The organism is Bifidobacterium intestinale (assembly GCF_023656765.1).
Lineage (GTDB): Bacteria > Actinomycetota > Actinomycetes > Actinomycetales > Bifidobacteriaceae > Bifidobacterium > Bifidobacterium hominis.
Window position 1 is genome coordinate 174892 of the sequence record NZ_JAMOKR010000002.1, and the last position, 15280, is coordinate 190171.

General features: G+C 59.0%; 29 protein-coding genes. All 29 read left to right on the plus strand.

Annotated features, from left to right (window positions below):
* Nucleotides 1–231 precede the first annotated feature (231 nt).
* On the plus strand, nt 232–540 hold the full coding sequence (gene rpsJ / locus NBH13_RS03515) for a 30S ribosomal protein S10 (RefSeq protein WP_003808013.1): 309 nt from the start codon (nt 232–234) through the stop codon (nt 538–540).
* A gap of 17 nt (nt 541–557) precedes the next feature.
* On the plus strand, nt 558–1199 hold the full coding sequence (gene rplC, locus NBH13_RS03520) for a 50S ribosomal protein L3 (RefSeq protein WP_003836003.1): 642 nt from the start codon (nt 558–560) through the stop codon (nt 1197–1199).
* 6 nt (nt 1200–1205) lie between these two features.
* Entirely contained in the window at nt 1206–1871 is a 666-nt protein-coding gene (gene rplD / locus NBH13_RS03525; RefSeq protein WP_099594829.1) for a 50S ribosomal protein L4, read from the plus strand.
* Between the two features lie 5 nt (nt 1872–1876).
* Nucleotides 1877–2173, plus strand: a complete 297-nt coding sequence (gene rplW, locus NBH13_RS03530) for a 50S ribosomal protein L23 (protein ID WP_003808021.1) — start codon at nt 1877–1879, stop codon at nt 2171–2173.
* Nucleotides 2174–2209: 36 nt separating this feature from the next.
* Nucleotides 2210–3040 (plus strand): 50S ribosomal protein L2, encoded by an 831-nt coding sequence (gene rplB, locus NBH13_RS03535; RefSeq protein WP_099570962.1) that lies wholly within the window; start codon nt 2210–2212, stop codon nt 3038–3040.
* A 15-nt stretch (nt 3041–3055) separates the two neighbouring features.
* Nucleotides 3056–3334, plus strand: a complete 279-nt coding sequence (rpsS, locus tag NBH13_RS03540) for a 30S ribosomal protein S19 (RefSeq protein ID WP_003808025.1) — start codon at nt 3056–3058, stop codon at nt 3332–3334.
* 16 nt (nt 3335–3350) lie between these two features.
* Entirely contained in the window at nt 3351–3710 is a 360-nt protein-coding gene (rplV, locus tag NBH13_RS03545; protein ID WP_003808026.1) for a 50S ribosomal protein L22, read from the plus strand.
* 2 nt (nt 3711–3712) lie between these two features.
* Nucleotides 3713–4516 (plus strand): 30S ribosomal protein S3, encoded by an 804-nt coding sequence (rpsC, locus tag NBH13_RS03550; protein ID WP_099570961.1) that lies wholly within the window; start codon nt 3713–3715, stop codon nt 4514–4516.
* Between the two features lie 8 nt (nt 4517–4524).
* Nucleotides 4525–4944: a 50S ribosomal protein L16 gene (gene rplP, locus NBH13_RS03555; protein WP_003835996.1), complete on the plus strand. Its 420-nt coding sequence runs from the start codon at nt 4525–4527 to the stop codon at nt 4942–4944.
* Nucleotides 4944–5201 carry a 50S ribosomal protein L29 gene (gene rpmC, locus NBH13_RS03560; RefSeq protein WP_003835994.1) on the plus strand — a complete coding sequence of 86 codons (258 nt, stop codon included), beginning with the start codon at nt 4944–4946 and terminating at the stop codon, nt 5199–5201. Before rplP ends, rpmC begins: the two co-directional genes overlap by 1 nt.
* A complete protein-coding gene (gene rpsQ, locus NBH13_RS03565) occupies nt 5201–5461 on the plus strand; it encodes a 30S ribosomal protein S17 (RefSeq protein ID WP_003808036.1) in 261 nt (86 codons plus the stop codon). The genes rpmC and rpsQ overlap by 1 nt, the downstream gene beginning before the upstream one ends.
* Before the next feature lie 91 nt (nt 5462–5552).
* Nucleotides 5553–5921, plus strand: coding sequence for a 50S ribosomal protein L14 (gene rplN / locus NBH13_RS03570; protein WP_003808038.1), 369 nt, complete (start codon nt 5553–5555; stop codon nt 5919–5921).
* Between the two features lies 1 nt (nt 5922).
* A complete protein-coding gene (rplX, locus tag NBH13_RS03575; protein ID WP_003808040.1) occupies nt 5923–6258 on the plus strand; it encodes a 50S ribosomal protein L24 in 336 nt (111 codons plus the stop codon).
* Complete coding sequence (rplE, locus tag NBH13_RS03580) at nt 6255–6827, plus strand: 50S ribosomal protein L5 (protein ID WP_003808042.1); 573 nt, start codon at nt 6255–6257, stop codon at nt 6825–6827. The genes rplX and rplE overlap by 4 nt, the downstream gene beginning before the upstream one ends.
* Nucleotide 6828: 1 nt before the next feature.
* On the plus strand, nt 6829–7014 hold the full coding sequence (locus tag NBH13_RS03585; RefSeq protein ID WP_003808046.1) for a type Z 30S ribosomal protein S14: 186 nt from the start codon (nt 6829–6831) through the stop codon (nt 7012–7014).
* A gap of 84 nt (nt 7015–7098) precedes the next feature.
* Nucleotides 7099–7497: a 30S ribosomal protein S8 gene (gene rpsH, locus NBH13_RS03590; protein WP_003808048.1), complete on the plus strand. Its 399-nt coding sequence runs from the start codon at nt 7099–7101 to the stop codon at nt 7495–7497.
* 17 nt (nt 7498–7514) lie between these two features.
* Nucleotides 7515–8054 carry a 50S ribosomal protein L6 gene (rplF, locus tag NBH13_RS03595; RefSeq protein ID WP_099570960.1) on the plus strand — a complete coding sequence of 180 codons (540 nt, stop codon included), beginning with the start codon at nt 7515–7517 and terminating at the stop codon, nt 8052–8054.
* The gene (rplR, locus tag NBH13_RS03600; RefSeq protein ID WP_003835989.1) at nt 8054–8425 is read left to right on the plus strand and encodes a 50S ribosomal protein L18; all 372 of its coding nucleotides are present in this window, start codon (nt 8054–8056) and stop codon (nt 8423–8425) included. Before rplF ends, rplR begins: the two co-directional genes overlap by 1 nt.
* A complete protein-coding gene (rpsE, locus tag NBH13_RS03605) occupies nt 8422–9147 on the plus strand; it encodes a 30S ribosomal protein S5 (protein WP_099570959.1) in 726 nt (241 codons plus the stop codon). The genes rplR and rpsE overlap by 4 nt, the downstream gene beginning before the upstream one ends.
* Entirely contained in the window at nt 9144–9329 is a 186-nt protein-coding gene (gene rpmD / locus NBH13_RS03610) for a 50S ribosomal protein L30 (RefSeq protein WP_180753352.1), read from the plus strand. The genes rpsE and rpmD overlap by 4 nt, the downstream gene beginning before the upstream one ends.
* 2 nt (nt 9330–9331) lie before the next feature.
* The gene (rplO, locus tag NBH13_RS03615) at nt 9332–9778 is read left to right on the plus strand and encodes a 50S ribosomal protein L15 (protein ID WP_003835984.1); all 447 of its coding nucleotides are present in this window, start codon (nt 9332–9334) and stop codon (nt 9776–9778) included.
* 241 nt (nt 9779–10019) lie between these two features.
* Nucleotides 10020–11357 carry a preprotein translocase subunit SecY gene (gene secY / locus NBH13_RS03620; RefSeq protein ID WP_099570957.1) on the plus strand — a complete coding sequence of 446 codons (1338 nt, stop codon included), beginning with the start codon at nt 10020–10022 and terminating at the stop codon, nt 11355–11357.
* 109 nt (nt 11358–11466) lie between these two features.
* Nucleotides 11467–12027 (plus strand): adenylate kinase, encoded by a 561-nt coding sequence (locus NBH13_RS03625; RefSeq protein WP_099570956.1) that lies wholly within the window; start codon nt 11467–11469, stop codon nt 12025–12027.
* A gap of 196 nt (nt 12028–12223) precedes the next feature.
* Nucleotides 12224–12442, plus strand: a complete 219-nt coding sequence (infA, locus tag NBH13_RS03630; protein ID WP_003808114.1) for a translation initiation factor IF-1 — start codon at nt 12224–12226, stop codon at nt 12440–12442.
* 22 nt (nt 12443–12464) lie between these two features.
* Nucleotides 12465–12578 carry a 50S ribosomal protein L36 gene (gene rpmJ, locus NBH13_RS03635; protein ID WP_003808136.1) on the plus strand — a complete coding sequence of 38 codons (114 nt, stop codon included), beginning with the start codon at nt 12465–12467 and terminating at the stop codon, nt 12576–12578.
* Nucleotides 12579–12714: 136 nt separating this feature from the next.
* Entirely contained in the window at nt 12715–13092 is a 378-nt protein-coding gene (rpsM, locus tag NBH13_RS03640) for a 30S ribosomal protein S13 (RefSeq protein ID WP_003808138.1), read from the plus strand.
* An 84-nt stretch (nt 13093–13176) separates the two neighbouring features.
* Nucleotides 13177–13575 (plus strand): 30S ribosomal protein S11, encoded by a 399-nt coding sequence (gene rpsK, locus NBH13_RS03645; protein ID WP_003808141.1) that lies wholly within the window; start codon nt 13177–13179, stop codon nt 13573–13575.
* Nucleotides 13576–13655: 80 nt separating this feature from the next.
* Nucleotides 13656–14654: a DNA-directed RNA polymerase subunit alpha gene (locus NBH13_RS03650; protein ID WP_003835980.1), complete on the plus strand. Its 999-nt coding sequence runs from the start codon at nt 13656–13658 to the stop codon at nt 14652–14654.
* 88 nt (nt 14655–14742) lie between these two features.
* Entirely contained in the window at nt 14743–15225 is a 483-nt protein-coding gene (gene rplQ / locus NBH13_RS03655; protein WP_250778987.1) for a 50S ribosomal protein L17, read from the plus strand.
* Nucleotides 15226–15280: the final 55 nt, after the last annotated feature.

Genomic DNA, 15280 nt, shown 5'->3' on the forward strand with positions numbered 1-15280 from the left:
AGACTACCCCTGATGCTTAAATAAAGAAGTTGCCTGATTTTAGGGCTCGCAAATTGGAATTAAAAAAGCGAGCGTGGCACAGTGATCACGAGAGTGAAAACTGCATGGCTGCGCACTGATGTGGTATGGCCACGGAACTTCCACGGTTCCGGGAGGTCTTCTGCGCCGGTGCCCTTTGAGAAGCAGGCTGGTAAACAGTAACTAACGAATCGCTAGAAAGGGCGGAAGGCAATGGCGGGACAGAAAATCCGCATCAGGCTTAAGTCCTATGACCATGAGGTCATCGACCAATCGGCGAAGAAGATCGTCGAAACGGTGACGAACGCGGGCGCAACTGTGGTTGGCCCGGTTCCGCTCCCGACCGAGAAGAACGTGTTTGTCGTTATCCGTTCTCCTCACAAGTACAAGGATTCTCGCGAGCATTTCGAGATGCGCACTCATAAGCGTCTCATCGACATTGTGGACCCGACCCCGAAGGCCGTGGATTCCCTTATGCACATTGATCTGCCCGCAGATGTGAACATCGAGATCAAGCTGTAAGGGAGGAGGGAACCATTATGTCTAATCGCACTGCACTGCTGGGCAAGAAGCTCGGCATGTCTCAGGTCTGGGACGAGAACGGTTTCTTCGTTCCTGTGACCCTCGTTGACGTCTCCACTAACGTGGTGACCGCTGTCAAGTCCGAAGAGTCCGACGGCTACAAGGCTGTTCAGCTTGGCTACGGCCAGGTTGACCCGACCAAGGTGACTAAGCCGCTCGCCGGCCACTTCGCCAAGGCTGGCGTCACCCCGCGTCGTCACCTCGCTGAGGTCCGCACCGATAACGCCGAAGAGTTCGAGCCGGGTCAGGAGCTGACCGCTGAGCTGTTCCCGGAGGGCACCCTGGTCGACGTGACCGGTACCACCAAGGGCAAGGGCTTCGCAGGCACCATCAAGCGCTGGGGCTTCAAGTCCTATCGTCGTACCCACGGTTCTCACAAGAACGAGCGCCGTCCTGGCTCTGTTGGCGCATGCGCCACCCCGAGCCGTATCCTCAAGGGCAAGCGTATGGCTGGCCGCATGGGTCATGTAACCAACACCACGCTGAACCTCACCATCGTTTCGTCGGATGTTGAGAACGGCGTGCTCGCCATCAAGGGCGCCATCCCGGGCCCGAAGGGCAGCATCGTTCTCGTCCGTTCGGCAGTGAAGGGAGCCTGATAAATCATGGCAAACGTTACTCTGAACGTTACCGATAACCAGGGCAATGCAACCGGAACCGTCGAGGCTCCGGCTGAGATCTTCGGCTTCTCCGCCGAAGAAGTCCAGTCCCGTATCCCGCTGATCCACCAGGTTGTGGTGGCCCAGCGCGCCGCTGCTCGTCAGGGCACCCACGCCACCAAGACCCGTGGCATGGTTTCCGGCGGTGGCCGTAAGCCGTGGAAGCAGAAGGGCACCGGTCGTGCTCGTCAGGGCTCCATCCGTGCACCGCAGTGGTACCACGGTGGCACCGTGTTCGGTCCGCAGCCGCGCGACTACTCCCAGCGCACCCCGAAGAAGATGAAGGCCGCTGCTCTCAAGTACGTGCTTTCCGATCGCGCCAACGCAGGTCGCTTGGCAGTCGTGGACTTCGGTGTTTCCGAAGCCCCGTCCACCAAGGCCGCTGTTGCCGCTCTTACCCCGGTGACCGAGAACAAGTTCACCACCGTGGTGCTCTCTCGCGAGAATGTGAACGAATGGCTTTCCGTTCGTAACATCCCGACCGTTCACCCGATCTTCGCCGATCAGCTCAACACGTACGACGTGGTCACCGCTCAGTACGTGGTCTTCTCCAAGGAAGGCTTCGATGCTTTCCTCGCTGCGAAGGCTGAGCCGGCTGCAAAGGAGGCCTGATTTTCATGGTCGCTATTCACAAGCCCGCACACGACATCATCCTCAAGCCTGTCGTTTCTGAGAAGAGCTACGCTCTGTCCGATCGCGGTCAGTACACCTTCGTGGTGGCTCCGAACGCGAACAAGGTTCAGATCAAGCAGGCAATCGAAGAGATCTTCAATGTCAAGGTGACGAACGTCAACACCCTCAACCGCGCTGGCAAGCGTCAGCGCACCCGCAACGGTTTCGGCCAGCGTGTCAATCAGAAGCGCGCCATCGTGACCGTCGCCGAGGGCCAGACGATCGACATCTTCGGTAACTGAAGGCTAGCCGAGAAAAGTTAAAGGAAGAACTAGATTATGGCTATCCGCGTTTATAAGCCGACGACTGCAGGCCGCCGTAACGCGTCCGTCTCGGACTTCTCCGAGCTCACGCGTTCCACGCCTGAGAAGTCGCTGGTTCGCAAACTCAGCAAGACTGGCGGTCGTAACTCTTACGGCCGTATGACCTCCCGCCATCGTGGCGGCGGTCACAAGCGCCAGTACCGTCTCATCGACTTCAAGCGTTGGGACAAGGACGGCGTGCCGGCAACGGTCGCTCACATCGAGTACGACCCGAACCGTTCCGCTCGCATCGCACTGCTGCACTACGCAGATGGTGAGAAGCGCTACATCATCGCTCCGGAAGGCATCAAGCAGGGTGACGTCATCGAGACCGGCGCCAAGGCTGATATCAAGCCGGGAAACAACTTGCCGCTGCGCAACATCCCAACTGGTACCGTTGTGCACGCGATTGAGCTTCGCCCGCTGGGCGGCGCCAAGATCGCCCGTTCCGCAGGTGCTTCCGTGCAGCTCGTTGCCAAGGATGGCGCTTACGCCCAGCTGCGTATGCCGTCCGGCGAAATCCGCAACGTGGACGCTCGCTGCCGCGCAACCATCGGTGAGGTCGGCAATTCCGATCACGCCAACATCCAGCTCGGTAAGGCAGGTCGTGCACGTTGGATGGGCAAGCGCCCGATCACCCGTGGTGAATCCATGAACCCTGTCGATCACCCGCACGGCGGTCGTACCCGCGGTGGCAAGCCGCCGGTTTCTCCGTGGGGCAAGGGCGAGGTTCGTACCCGCCGTCCGAAGAAGGCTTCGAACAAGATGATTGTTCGTCGTCGCCCGAATGGTAAGAACCGTAAGTAAGGGAGTGTCGAGTAGATGACTCGTAGCATCAAGAAGGGCCCCTTCGTCGACGCCCACCTGCAGAAGAAAGTCGACGAGCAGAACGAGAAGGGTACGCACAACGTCATCAAGACGTGGTCCCGTCGTTCGATGATCACCCCTGATTTCATCGGACACACCTTCGCCGTTCACGATGGCCGCAAGCATGTTCCGGTGTTCGTCACCGAATCCATGGTTGGCCACAAGCTCGGTGAGTTCGCCCCGACCAAGACCTTCAAGGGTCATGTGAAGGACGACAAGAAGGCACGCCGCTAAAGGAGAGTAAGGACACATGGAAGCTAAAGCAATCGCTCGTCACGTCCGCGTGACGCCGCGCAAGGCTCGCCGTATGGTCGACCTCATCCGAGGCAAGAAGGCGACCGAAGCCATCACCATTCTGAAGTTCGCTCCGCAGGACGCATCCCTTCCGGTGCGTAAGGTCCTGGAGAGCGCCATCGCGAACGCTCGCGTGAAGGCCGACAAGGCCGGTGAGCCGTTCCGCGAGAACGACCTGGTCGTGAAGGAGACCTATGTGGACGAAGGCGTGACGCTCAAGCGTTTCCGCGCTCGTGCACAGGGCCGTGCCGCTCGTATCAACAAGCGCACCAGCCATATCACGGTCGTCGTCGCTAACAAGGAAGGAAACCGCTAAAGATGGGTCAGAAGATCAATCCGTTTGGCTACCGCCTGGGAATCACTGAGAACCATCGTTCCAAGTGGTTCTCCGATTCCAACAAGGTCGGCGAACGCTACCGCGACTTCGTTCTCGAAGATGACGTCATCCGCAAGGCCATGAGCAAGGATCTCGAGCGCGCGGGCGTGTCCCGTATCGTCATCGAGCGTACCCGCGACCGCGTGCGTGTGGACATCCACACTGCTCGCCCGGGCATCGTCATCGGCCGCCGTGGTGCTGAAGCTGAGCGCGTTCGCGCCAAGCTTGAGAAGCTCACTGGCAAGCAGGTCCAGCTCAACATCTTCGAAGTGAAGAACGCAGCACTGGACGCCCAGCTCGTCGCACAGGGCATCGCTGAGCAGCTCACCAACCGCGTGACCTTCCGTCGCGCGATGCGTAAGGCCCAGCAGGATGCCATGCGTGCAGGCGCTAAGGGTATTCGTATCAAGCTCTCCGGTCGCCTTGGCGGTGCCGAAATGAGCCGTTCCGAGTTCTATCGCGAGGGTCGCGTTCCGCTGCAGACCCTGCGCGCCCTCATTGATTACGGCTTCTTCGAGGCCAAGACCACTTACGGCCGCATCGGCGTGAAGGTCTGGATCTACAAGGGCGATATGACCGAGCGTGAGTTCGAAGAGCAGCAGGCACAGCAGGGCAACAACCGTCAGGGCCGTCGCGGCGATCGCCGTCCGCGTCGTGGCCAGCGTAACGCTGCCCCGCAGCAGAACGCAGCAGCAGAGGCTCCGGCCGCAGCTGAGGCACCTGCCGCAACGGAAACGAAGGAGTGAGCTGAGAAATGCTTATCCCAAAGAGAACCAAGTATCGTAAGCAGCACCGTCCGGTCCGCCGTGGCATGTCCAAGGGCGGAAACGAGATCGCATTCGGCGATTTCGGTATCCAGGCTCTGGCTCCAGCTTATGTGACCAACCGCCAGATCGAGGCCGCTCGTATCGCCATGACCCGCTACATCAAGCGTGGTGGCCGCGTGTGGATCACGATCTTCCCGGATCGTCCGCTGACCAAGAAGCCGCTCGGCACCCGAATGGGTTCCGGTAAGGGTACTCCGGAATTCTGGATCGCTAACGTCCACCCGGGTCGCGTCATGTTCGAGATCGGTGGCGTGTCCGAGGATGTCGCTCGCGAGGCTCTGCGCCGCGCAATCGACAAGCTCCCTATGAAGTGCCGTGTTATTGCTCGTGAAGGCGGTGACATCTGATGGCAGTCGGAACTGCAGACTACACCATGAAGAATCTGAACGAGAAGACCAACGAGGAGATCGAGGGCTTCCTCAAGAAGTCCAAGGAAGAGCTGTTCAACCTGCGCTTCCAGTCCGCGACCGGTCAGCTCGAAAACACCGCCCGCCTCAAGGCGGTCAAGCACGACATCGCCAGGATGTACACCGTCCTGCGCGAGCGTGAGCTCGGCATCAGCCAGGCCCCCGAGGCGACCGAAACGAAAGCTGAGGAGAAGTAATGGCTGAAGAGCGTAACTTCCGCAAGGTTCGTCGCGGTTACGTCGTGTCCGATAAGATGGACAAGACGATTTCCGTCGAGCTCGAGCAGCGTTCGACCCACCCGCTGTACGGCAAGGTCGTGCGTTCCACTCGTACGGTCAAGGTCCATGATGAACACAACGAGGCTCACATTGGCGACCTCGTGAGTATTATGGAGACTCGGCCCCTGAGCAAGACCAAGCGTTGGCGTCTCGATAGCATCATCGAGCGCGCTAAGTAAATAAGTTCGGCAAGGCTCCGTGAGTCACCCCGCCTGCTTCAAGCAGGCAGGCGGGGTGCTTGGGGAGAACCAGCTCGGCTAAGGAGAATCAATGATTCAGCAGGAAACGCGGCTTCATGTCGCCGACAACACGGGTGCGAAGGAACTCCTCGCCATCCGAGTGCTCGGCGGATCGAAGCGACGCTATGCCGGCATCGGCGACGTGATCGTCGCCTCCGTCAAGGACGCCATCCCTGGCGGGTCGGTCAAGAAGGGCGACGTCGTCAAGGCTGTCGTCGTCCGCACCGTCAAGGAGCACCGTCGTGTGGACGGCTCCTACATTAAGTTCGACGAGAACGCCGCCGTCATTCTCGGCTCTGGCCGTGAACCGAAGGGCACTCGTATCTTCGGACCGGTCGGTCGTGAACTGCGCGACAAGCGCTTCATGAAGATCGTGTCCCTCGCCCCGGAGGTGATCTGACATGGCAGCCAAGATTAAGAGCGGCGACCTGGTCAAGGTCATCCGCGGCAAGGATCGCGGCAAGGAAGGCACCGTCAAGCAGGTGCTCAAGGACGATCGTCTGATCGTTGAAGGCGTGCAGATCGTCAAGAAGCACGTTCGCGCCACGCAGCAGGGCCAGCAGGCCGGCATCGTGGCTGTCGAGGCTCCGATTCATCGCTCCAACGTGATGGTCATCGATCCGGAGACCAAGCAGCCGACCCGCGTGCGCATCGTCGAAAAGGAAGAGGCTCGCGACGGCAAGGTGAAGACCGTGCGTGTGCGTGTTGCCAAGAAGTCCGGAAAGGAGCTGGCATGACCGATACCACTGTCGAAGCGCCGGCAACTCCGCGCTTGAAGCAGAAGTACAACGAGCAGATTGTGCCGGAGCTGGAGAAGGAATTCCACTACTCCAACCCGATGCAGGTCGCTCGCGTTCAGAAGGTCGTCGTCTCCATGGGCGTTGGCGCCGCTGCTCGCGACTCCAAGCTCATCGAAGGCGCCGTCAAGGACCTCACCCTGATCACCGGCCAGAAGCCGAAGATCACCAAGGCTAAGAAGTCCGTCGCACAGTTCCACCTGCGCGAAGGCCAGGCCATCGGCGCTTACGTCACCCTGCGTGGCGAGCGTATGTGGGAGTTCCTGGATCGCCTTCTGACCATGGCTCTGCCGCGTATCCGCGATTTCCGTGGCATCAACGGTGACCAGTTCGACGGCCAAGGCAACTACAACTTTGGTCTCACCGAGCAGTCCATGTTCCACGAGATCGATCCGGATTCGATCGATCACCAGCGCGGTATGGACATCACCGTGGTGACCAGCACCAAGGACGACAAGGAAGCTCGCGTGCTCCTGAAGCACCTCGGCTTCCCCTTCAAGGAGAACTGATATGGCAAAAACCGCTCTTAAGAACAAGGCGGCCGCTAAGCCGAAGTTCAAGGTGCGCGCTTATACGCGTTGCCAGGTCTGCGGTCGTCCTCACTCCGTCTACCGCAAGTTCGGCCTTTGCCGCATCTGCCTTCGTGAGAAGGCCCACCGCGGCGAGCTGCCCGGCGTTACGAAGTCCAGTTGGTAAATAACGACGCTGAAGGTCCGCGGCCCAATCGCTGAAAAGCGTGCGGGCGGCGGAAACCACGGCGAGAAAGGGCAATAAGCCCAAATGACAATGACAGATCCGATCGCAGACATGCTTACGCGTCTGCGTAATGCGAGCGCGGCAAAGCACGAAACCGTGGATATGCCGTACTCCAAGTTCAAGGCGAACATCGCCGAGATTCTGAAGCGCGAAGGCTACATCAAGGACTTCACCGCTAAGGAAGCCAAGGTCGGCCAGACTCTCGAGGTCACCCTCAAGTATGGTCCGAACGGCGAGCGTTCCATCCAGGGCATCAAGCGCATCTCCAAGCCGGGCCTGCGTCGTTACGCAAAGTCCGATGCTCTGCCGATGCCGCTCGGTGGTCTTGGCATCGCAATCATCTCGACTAGCTCGGGACTGCTGACCCAGAAGGAATGCCTCGACCGAGGCATCGGCGGCGAAATCGTCGCTTTCGTTTGGTGAGAAAGGAGAGCTGAAACATGGCATCGCATATTGGTAAGCTCCCCGTCACCATTCCTGCTGGCGTGGAAGTTAAGATCGACGGTCAGTCCTTCACCGCCAAGGGCGTTAAGGGCACTGACTCCTACGAGATTCCGGAAGGCATCACCGCTCAGGTCGAAGGCAACGAGATCATCCTCGTCCCGGCTGACGATCTGCGTCCGACCCGTGCAAAGCACGGCCTGGCTCGTTCCATCGTGGCGAGCATGGTCAAGGGCGTGCACGAAGGCTATGCCAAGACCTTGGATATCGTCGGCACCGGTTACCGTGCTCAGGCGAAGGGTAAGGGTATCGAGTTCTCCCTCGGTTATTCCCACACCATCACCGTTGAGCCGCCGGAAGGCATCGAGTTCGAACTGCCGAACCCGAACCAGGTGATCGTCAAGGGTATCGACAAGCAGGCTGTCGGCCAGTGCGCCGCAAACATCCGCAAGCTTCGCGCTCCGGAACCCTACAAGGGCAAGGGCATCAAGTACTCGGATGAACGCATCCTGCGCAAGGCTGGAAAGGCTGGTAAGTAATGAGCGTCCAGATTTTCGGTAAGGGCAAGAAGGTCGCGCTCCAGCGCCGTCACGCTCGTCTGCGCAAGCGCATCAGCGGTACCCCGGAGCTCCCGCGTCTGGTGGTTACCCGTTCCAACCGTCACATGGTTGCCCAGATCATTGACGACACCAAGGGCATCACCTTGGTGAGCGAATCCACTCTGATGAGCGATTTCGCTGGTTTCGAGGGCACCAAGACCGAAGCCGCCAAGAAGGTCGGCGAACTGATTGCCAAGAAGGCTCAGGACGCAGGCATCACCGCGGTTGTGTTCGATCGTGGCGGCAACAAGTATCATGGCCGCGTCGCAGCTGTCGCTGAAGGCGCCCGCGAGGGAGGTCTGGCACTGTGAGCGACAACGAAAAGGAAACCCAAGTGGCTGAAGAAACTCAGAACACTCAGGCTGCTGCTGAGGCTACCAACGAGGATCGCAAGTCCCGTCGTGGCCAGCGTGGCGAGGGTCGTCGTGGCGAGCGTCGCAATCGTCGTGAGGAATCTCACGAGAACGAGTTGCTCGATCGCGTGGTGACCATCAACCGTGTGTCCAAGACCCACAAGGGTGGTCGTACGTTCAGCTTCGCCGCCCTCGTGGTGGTTGGCGACGGCAACGGCACCGTGGGTGTCGGCTACGGCAAGTCCCGTGAGGTCCCGGCTGCAATCGCCAAGGGCCAGCTGGATGCCAAGAAGCACATGTTCACCGTTCCGCGCATCAAGGGCACCGTCACCCACCCGGTGATCGGTCATGATGCAGCAGGTACCGTGCTCCTGCGCCCGGCTGCTCCGGGTACCGGCGTTATCGCCGGCGGTGCAGTCCGCGCCGTCATGGAATGCGCTGGCATCACCGACGTCCTGACCAAGTCGATGGGCTCCGCCACCGCCGTCAACGTGGTGCGCGCAACTGTCGACGCTCTCAAGAAGCTCGAAGAGCCGGAAGAGATCGCAGCTCGTCGTGGCATGTCCCTCGAAGAGGTGGCTCCTGACTCCCTGCTGCGTGCTCGCGCCGAAGGCATCGCCGAGGCTCGCAAGGCCCGTGAAGAAGCACAGGCCAAGGCCGCTCAGAAGGACGGTGAGTGATGACTAACCTGAACATCAAGCTGCACCACGGTCTGGTGAACTCCACTCCGAAGCAGCGTGCTGCGGCTCAGACTCTGGGCCTGAACAAGATTGGCAAGACCGTGACTCGTGAGGACACCCCGGCCCTTCGTGGCCAGCTGATGGTTCTCCGTCACCTGGTCACCGTTGAGGAGGCTGACTGATTATGGCAGATATTCTGCAGATGCATGACCTGAAGCCGGCTCCGGGCGCCAAGAAGGATCGCATTCGCGTCGGTCGTGGTGAAGGCTCCAAGGGTAAGACCTCGGGCCGTGGCGACAAGGGCACCAAGAAGCGCTATCAGGTTCGCCCGGGCTTCGAAGGTGGCCAGCTGCCGCTGTACATGCGCCTTCCGAAGCTGCGTGGCTTCAAGAGCCCGTTCAAGAAGGAGTATCAGGTCGTCAACGTCGCAGCTCTTGCGGAACTGTTCCCGCAGGGTGGCGAGATTACCGTTGCTGATCTGGTTGCCAAGGGTGCCGTGCGTGACGGCTACCCGGTCAAGGTCCTGGGCGACGGCGAGGTTTCGGCTGCCTACACCATTAAGGGTGTCAAGGCTTCCGCTTCCGCCAAGTCCAAGATTGAGGCTGCCGGCGGCTCCATCTCCGAGGACTGATTCCACGGAATGTAGCTGACTTAAGCTCGTGAGTGAGGCTTCTCCCGCTGGGGCGGGGGAAGCCTCATTTCGTTTTTCGATCCAGTACGGGGAACGAAAAACAATGCCCAGAAATCTAATAAAAAACCAGCAAAGGATGGAACACTCCACGTGTAGGTAGACGCCGTACGCTAGACTCGACCGGTAGAGTCTGTTTTTTGCATGGGTGCGCAGGCGCGCACGTCGATGGAAGGAATCCCAGGTGAGGACGTTAATCCAGGCCTTGAAAACCAAGGAGTTGAGGAACAAGATCCTCTTCACTCTTGGCATCATCATCATTTATCGTATTGGCTCGTTCATTCCGACCCCAGGTGTCGACTACAAGGTGGTCCAGGAGTGCGTCGGCTCGATGAACAGCACCTCCGAGAACTTCATTAGTCTGGTGAACCTCTTCTCCGGCGGCGCAATGCTGCAGCTGTCGATCTTCGCACTGGGTGTCATGCCGTACATCACGGCATCCATCGTCATCCAGCTGCTCCGCGTGGTCATTCCTCGCTTTGAGGCGCTGCATAAGGAAGGCCAGTCTGGCGAAGCCAAGCTGACCCAGTACACTCGTTACCTGACCATTGGCCTCGCTGTGCTGCAGTCCACCACCATTCTGGTGACCGCCCGCTCCGGCGCCCTGTTCAACTACCAGTGCTCCCAGGTCGTGCCTGACGGTTCCGTCTGGAACCTCGTGGTCATGGTGCTGATCATGACCGGTGGTACGGGCCTGATCATGTGGATGGCCGAATTGATCACCGATAAGGGTCTTGGCCAGGGTATGTCCATCCTTATCTTCATGTCCATCTGCTCCGGCTTCCTGCCGCAGTTGTGGGAGATCGGTTGGGGTACCAAAGGCACCGATGGCAATTGGGGGAAGTTTGCCGCGGTCGTCGGCGTGCTGTTGGTCATCATGATTCTCGTCATCTATGTCGAGCTTTCCCAGCGCCGTATTCCGGTGCAGTACACCCGTCGTATGATTGGCCGCAAGATGTACGGCGGATCCTCCACCTATCTGCCGCTGAAGATCAATATGAGCGGCGTTATCCCGCCGATCTTCGCGTCCTCCATTCTGGCCATTCCGACCCTGATCGCACAGTTCGGAAATTCCAGCCAGTCCTGGGTCAAGTGGATCAACTCCAACCTGGCCAACACCACTTCCGTGTGGTACATCGCACTGTACGCGCTGATGATCGTGTTCTTCTGCTTCTTCTACACGGAAATCACCTTCAACCCGGACGAGACCGCAGACAACATGAAGCAGTATGGCGGCTTCATTCCGGGCATCCGCGCAGGCAGCGCCACCAGCCGTTATCTGAGCTACGTGATGAACAGGCTCAACACCGTCGGCGCCGTGTACCTGCTATTCGTGGCGCTTATTCCGACCGTGCTCATCATGGCGCTTGACCTCAACACCAAGTTGCCGTTCGGCGGCACCACCATCCTGATCATCGCAGGCGTCGGCCTCGACACCCTGCGTCAGGCCAAGGCTCAGACCGAACAGTTCCAGTACGCTGGATTCCTGTTCGAGAGCACTGACCACAAGGAAGGCAAGTAAAGCCTTGAAATCGTGATACCGTTTCGGCATGAGGCGGTATCACGATTTTTTATATAAACAATCGAGAATCAGAAAGCCTCGAAAGAGGCCAAATGAAACGGAGAACAATATGCGACTGCTGATCATGGGACCTCAGGGCGTCGGCAAGGGCACTCAGGCTGCTCTGCTGAGCGAACACTACGGTATTCCGGCAATCTCCACCGGCGATATCTTCCGCTACAACATCAAGAACAAGACTGAGCTTGGCGTTGAGGCGCTGAAATACATCGATAAGGGCGAACTGGTTCCTGACGAGCTGACCAACAAGATCGTCAAGGATCGCTTGGCCATGGACGATGCCAAGAACGGCTGGATTCTCGATGGCTACCCGCGCAACGCCTCCCAGGTCGAAGCGCTGGACGCCATCCTTGCCGATCTGAACACTCCGCTGGACGCCGTGGTGGCTCTCGACGCCGAGCATGACGTGCTTATGGAGCGCATGAAGAAGCGCGCCGAGATCGAAGGACGCTCCGACGACACTCCGGAAGCAATCGCCAAGCGCCTCGACGTGTATGCCAAGGAAACCGCTCCGCTGCTGGCAACCTACGAAGAGCGTGGCCTGCTGAAGACCTTCAACGGCGTCGGTTCCGTCGAAGAGATCCAGTCCACCATCGTGGCTGAACTCGGCTGAAATAGCTAAAATAGCTGAGGATTGGGCTGATTCGAATCATATGCATAGATAAGAAAGCCCAATAAAATACCATAAGTCGATCAAAAACGGGAATTGCGACACGCCGAACGTGCCGTAATTCCCGTTTTCGTGTATTCTTGCAAGTTGGTGTGTCTTCGGGCACTCATAGTAATCGCCAAAGAACGGAACGAGGCTCATGGCTAAAGACGGTGTGATTGAAGTCGAAGGACAGGTAGTGGAAGCACTGCCGAACGCGATGTTCCGCGTTGAACTCGAGAACAAGCATATCGTGCTCGCAACCATCTCGGGCAAGATGAGGAAGAACTACATCCGCATTCTGCCGCAGGATCGTGTTGTGCTTGAAATGAGCCCCTACGATCTGAACCGCGGCCGTATTACGTACCGTTACAAGTAAGGTACATAAGCAAAGGAAAACCATGAAGGTCAGCCCTAGTGTGAAGAGGATCTGCGAGAATTGCCGCGTGATCCGTCGTCACGGCCGCGTCATGGTGATCTGCGTCAACCCGCGCCACAAGCAGCGTCAGGGCTGAGAGTAGATCCAGCGGCACAATAAGTACAGGCGCTGAGTCACAGATCGCGCAAGCGATATGAACCCCGGGTACGCAGGCCCGGGCCGGGAAACCGGACGACTCGGTGCAAGACCTGCGGAAAACAGAAGGAATCGCAATGGCACGTCTTGCCGGAGTCGACATCCCCAATGAGAAGCGCATCGAGATCGCCCTCACCTACATCTTTGGTGTGGGTCGCACTCGTGCCAAGGAAACGCTTGCCGCGACCGGTATCAACCCGGATATTCGCGTCAAGGATCTGACGGATGAGCAGCTGATCACGCTGCGTGACTACCTCGAGGGTAACTACAAGATCGAGGGTGATCTGCGTCGTGAAATCGATGCGGATATCCGTCGTAAGATTCAGATCAACTGCTACCAAGGCCAGCGTCACCGTAAGGGACTTCCTGTGCGCGGTCAGCGCACCAAGACCAATGCGCGCACCCGCAAGGGACCGAAGCGTACGGTCGCCGGAAAGAAGAAGGCCACCAAGTAATCGGTGGCTGTCAGTTCAGACCACGAGACGTAAGTTTCATCGCCTGAACAAAAAAGCAAATTCGTTATTAGGAAACGAGGGTCAATGGCAGCTCAAAAGCAAGCCGCGCGCAAGCCGCGTCGCCGCGACCGTAAGTCGGTCCCGGTTGGGCAGGCGCACATCAAGTCCACTTTCAACAACACCATCATTTCGATCACCGACCCGTCCGGCGCAGTTGTGTCCTGGGCGTCCGGTGGCGATGTCGGCTTCAAGGGCTCCCGTAAGTCTACGCCGTACGCCGCTGGCATGGCCGCTGAATCCGCAGCCCGCAAGGCTATGGAGCACGGTCTGAAGAAGGTCGACGTGTTCGTGAAGGGTCCGGGTTCCGGTCGTGAAACCGCTATCCGTTCCCTGCAGTCCGCCGGACTCGAAGTCGGTTCCATTACCGACGTCACCCCGCAGGCACACAACGGCGTTCGTCCTCCGAAGCGCCGTCGCGTCTGAGCACTAGAAAAAATCATCAATCCAACGCCGCTTATGGCCGGTGAGTGCACCACCGGCCTGAAGCTGAAAGGATAACCACAGTGCTTATCGCACAGCGTCCGACACTTACCGAGGAATCTCTCAACCCTCAGCGTTCCCGCTTCACCATCGAGCCTCTCGAGCCTGGTTTCGGTTACACGCTTGGCAACTCGCTGCGCCGCACCCTCCTGAGCTCCATCCCTGGAGCGGCTGTGACTTCGGTGCGTATCTCCGGCGTCCCGCACGAGTTCACCACTCTGCCGGGTGTTGAAGAGGACGTTACCGAGATCCTGCTGAACATCAAGGGCATCGTGCTCACCAGCGAATACGATGAGCCGGTTGTCATGTATCTGCGCAAGAGCGGCAAGGGCGAGGCCACCGCGGGTGACATCACCCCTCCGGCCGGCGTCACCATCGCCAACCCGGATATGCATATCGCAACCCTCGCGGAAGATGGGGAACTCGAAATCGAGTTCACCGTCGAGCGTGGTCGTGGTTATGTGCCTGCCCAGATGAACAAGCAGGATAACGCCGAGATCGGTCGTATTCCGGTCGACTCGATTTACTCCCCGGTGCTCAAGGTGAGCTATCGTGTGGAAGCCACCCGCGTTGAACAGCGCACTGACTTCGACAAGCTCATCCTGGACGTGGAGACCAAGCCGGCAATCTCCCCGCGCGATGCAGTCGCATCCGCAGGCTCCACCTTGGTGGAGCTCTTCGGCCTCTGCCGCGAGCTCAATACCCAAGCTGAGGGCGTCGAGGTTGGACCTGCCCCGGTGGCAGAGGAAACCAACCCGGAGATGGCCGTTCCGATCGAGGATCTCAACCTCACCCAGCGCAGCTACAACTGCCTGAAGCGTGAAGGCATCCACACGATCGGCGAGCTGGTCGCCCACACTGAGCAGGATCTGCTCGACATCCGCAATTTCGGTATGAAGTCCATCGACGAAGTCAAGGAAAAGCTCCAGTCCTTGGGTCTGGCTCTCAAGGCTTCCCCGCTGGGCAACTTCGATACCAACAACCTCGAAGGTGGCACTTTCTTCTCGCCGGAAGACGAGTGATTCGCCGCTTTTGACCTAACCGCTTCGTCGGATTCGGATGTTCGGGCGACTGCCCACCTGAATCCGACGGGGCTTTCAAGGAGAAACAATGCCTACACCAAAGAAGGGTCCGCGTCTGGCCTCCAGCCCGGCTCATGAGCGTCTTATGCTCGCGAACATGGCTACCAGCCTGTTCCAGCGCGGCCGCATCACCACCACCCTGCCGAAGGCCAAGCGCCTTCGTCCGCTGGCTGAGCGCCTGATCACGCTCGCCAAGCGTGGTGATCTGCACAGCCGCCGTCGCGTGATGCGTGTCATCCGCAACAAGTCCGTCGTGCACAAGCTGTTCACCGAGATCGCCGAGCAGATGGAGCAGCGTGAGGGTGGCTACACCCGCATCGTTAAGATCGCTCCGCGTCGCGGCGATGCCGCTCCGGCAGCCGTCATCGAGCTCGTCTCCGAGCCGGTGAGCCCGAAGCAGGCTGTGGTCAAGGAAGCCGAAGCTGCAACCAAGGTTGCCGCTGAAGAAGCTCCGGTTGTCGAAGAGGCACCGGTTGAGGCTCCGGAAGCCACCGCAGAGAACGCCGAGTGATTGGCATCAAGCAGGCTTGACTAGCTGATACAGAAGGCTGGGAATCGAAAGGTTT

Coding starts and splice junctions, on each gene's coding strand:
- rpsJ (WP_003808013.1), top strand. CDS start 232: ATGGCGGGACAGAAAATCCGCATCAGGCTTAAGTCCTATGACCATGAG.
- rplC (WP_003836003.1), top strand. CDS start 558: ATGTCTAATCGCACTGCACTGCTGGGCAAGAAGCTCGGCATGTCTCAG.
- rplD (WP_099594829.1), top strand. CDS start 1,206: ATGGCAAACGTTACTCTGAACGTTACCGATAACCAGGGCAATGCAACC.
- rplW (WP_003808021.1), top strand. CDS start 1,877: ATGGTCGCTATTCACAAGCCCGCACACGACATCATCCTCAAGCCTGTC.
- rplB (WP_099570962.1), top strand. CDS start 2,210: ATGGCTATCCGCGTTTATAAGCCGACGACTGCAGGCCGCCGTAACGCG.
- rpsS (WP_003808025.1), top strand. CDS start 3,056: ATGACTCGTAGCATCAAGAAGGGCCCCTTCGTCGACGCCCACCTGCAG.
- rplV (WP_003808026.1), top strand. CDS start 3,351: ATGGAAGCTAAAGCAATCGCTCGTCACGTCCGCGTGACGCCGCGCAAG.
- rpsC (WP_099570961.1), top strand. CDS start 3,713: ATGGGTCAGAAGATCAATCCGTTTGGCTACCGCCTGGGAATCACTGAG.
- rplP (WP_003835996.1), top strand. CDS start 4,525: ATGCTTATCCCAAAGAGAACCAAGTATCGTAAGCAGCACCGTCCGGTC.
- rpmC (WP_003835994.1), top strand. CDS start 4,944: ATGGCAGTCGGAACTGCAGACTACACCATGAAGAATCTGAACGAGAAG.
- rpsQ (WP_003808036.1), top strand. CDS start 5,201: ATGGCTGAAGAGCGTAACTTCCGCAAGGTTCGTCGCGGTTACGTCGTG.
- rplN (WP_003808038.1), top strand. CDS start 5,553: ATGATTCAGCAGGAAACGCGGCTTCATGTCGCCGACAACACGGGTGCG.
- rplX (WP_003808040.1), top strand. CDS start 5,923: ATGGCAGCCAAGATTAAGAGCGGCGACCTGGTCAAGGTCATCCGCGGC.
- rplE (WP_003808042.1), top strand. CDS start 6,255: ATGACCGATACCACTGTCGAAGCGCCGGCAACTCCGCGCTTGAAGCAG.
- NBH13_RS03585 (WP_003808046.1), top strand. CDS start 6,829: ATGGCAAAAACCGCTCTTAAGAACAAGGCGGCCGCTAAGCCGAAGTTC.
- rpsH (WP_003808048.1), top strand. CDS start 7,099: ATGACAATGACAGATCCGATCGCAGACATGCTTACGCGTCTGCGTAAT.
- rplF (WP_099570960.1), top strand. CDS start 7,515: ATGGCATCGCATATTGGTAAGCTCCCCGTCACCATTCCTGCTGGCGTG.
- rplR (WP_003835989.1), top strand. CDS start 8,054: ATGAGCGTCCAGATTTTCGGTAAGGGCAAGAAGGTCGCGCTCCAGCGC.
- rplO (WP_003835984.1), top strand. CDS start 9,332: ATGGCAGATATTCTGCAGATGCATGACCTGAAGCCGGCTCCGGGCGCC.
- NBH13_RS03625 (WP_099570956.1), top strand. CDS start 11,467: ATGCGACTGCTGATCATGGGACCTCAGGGCGTCGGCAAGGGCACTCAG.
- infA (WP_003808114.1), top strand. CDS start 12,224: ATGGCTAAAGACGGTGTGATTGAAGTCGAAGGACAGGTAGTGGAAGCA.
- rpmJ (WP_003808136.1), top strand. CDS start 12,465: ATGAAGGTCAGCCCTAGTGTGAAGAGGATCTGCGAGAATTGCCGCGTG.
- rpsM (WP_003808138.1), top strand. CDS start 12,715: ATGGCACGTCTTGCCGGAGTCGACATCCCCAATGAGAAGCGCATCGAG.
- rpsK (WP_003808141.1), top strand. CDS start 13,177: ATGGCAGCTCAAAAGCAAGCCGCGCGCAAGCCGCGTCGCCGCGACCGT.
- rplQ (WP_250778987.1), top strand. CDS start 14,743: ATGCCTACACCAAAGAAGGGTCCGCGTCTGGCCTCCAGCCCGGCTCAT.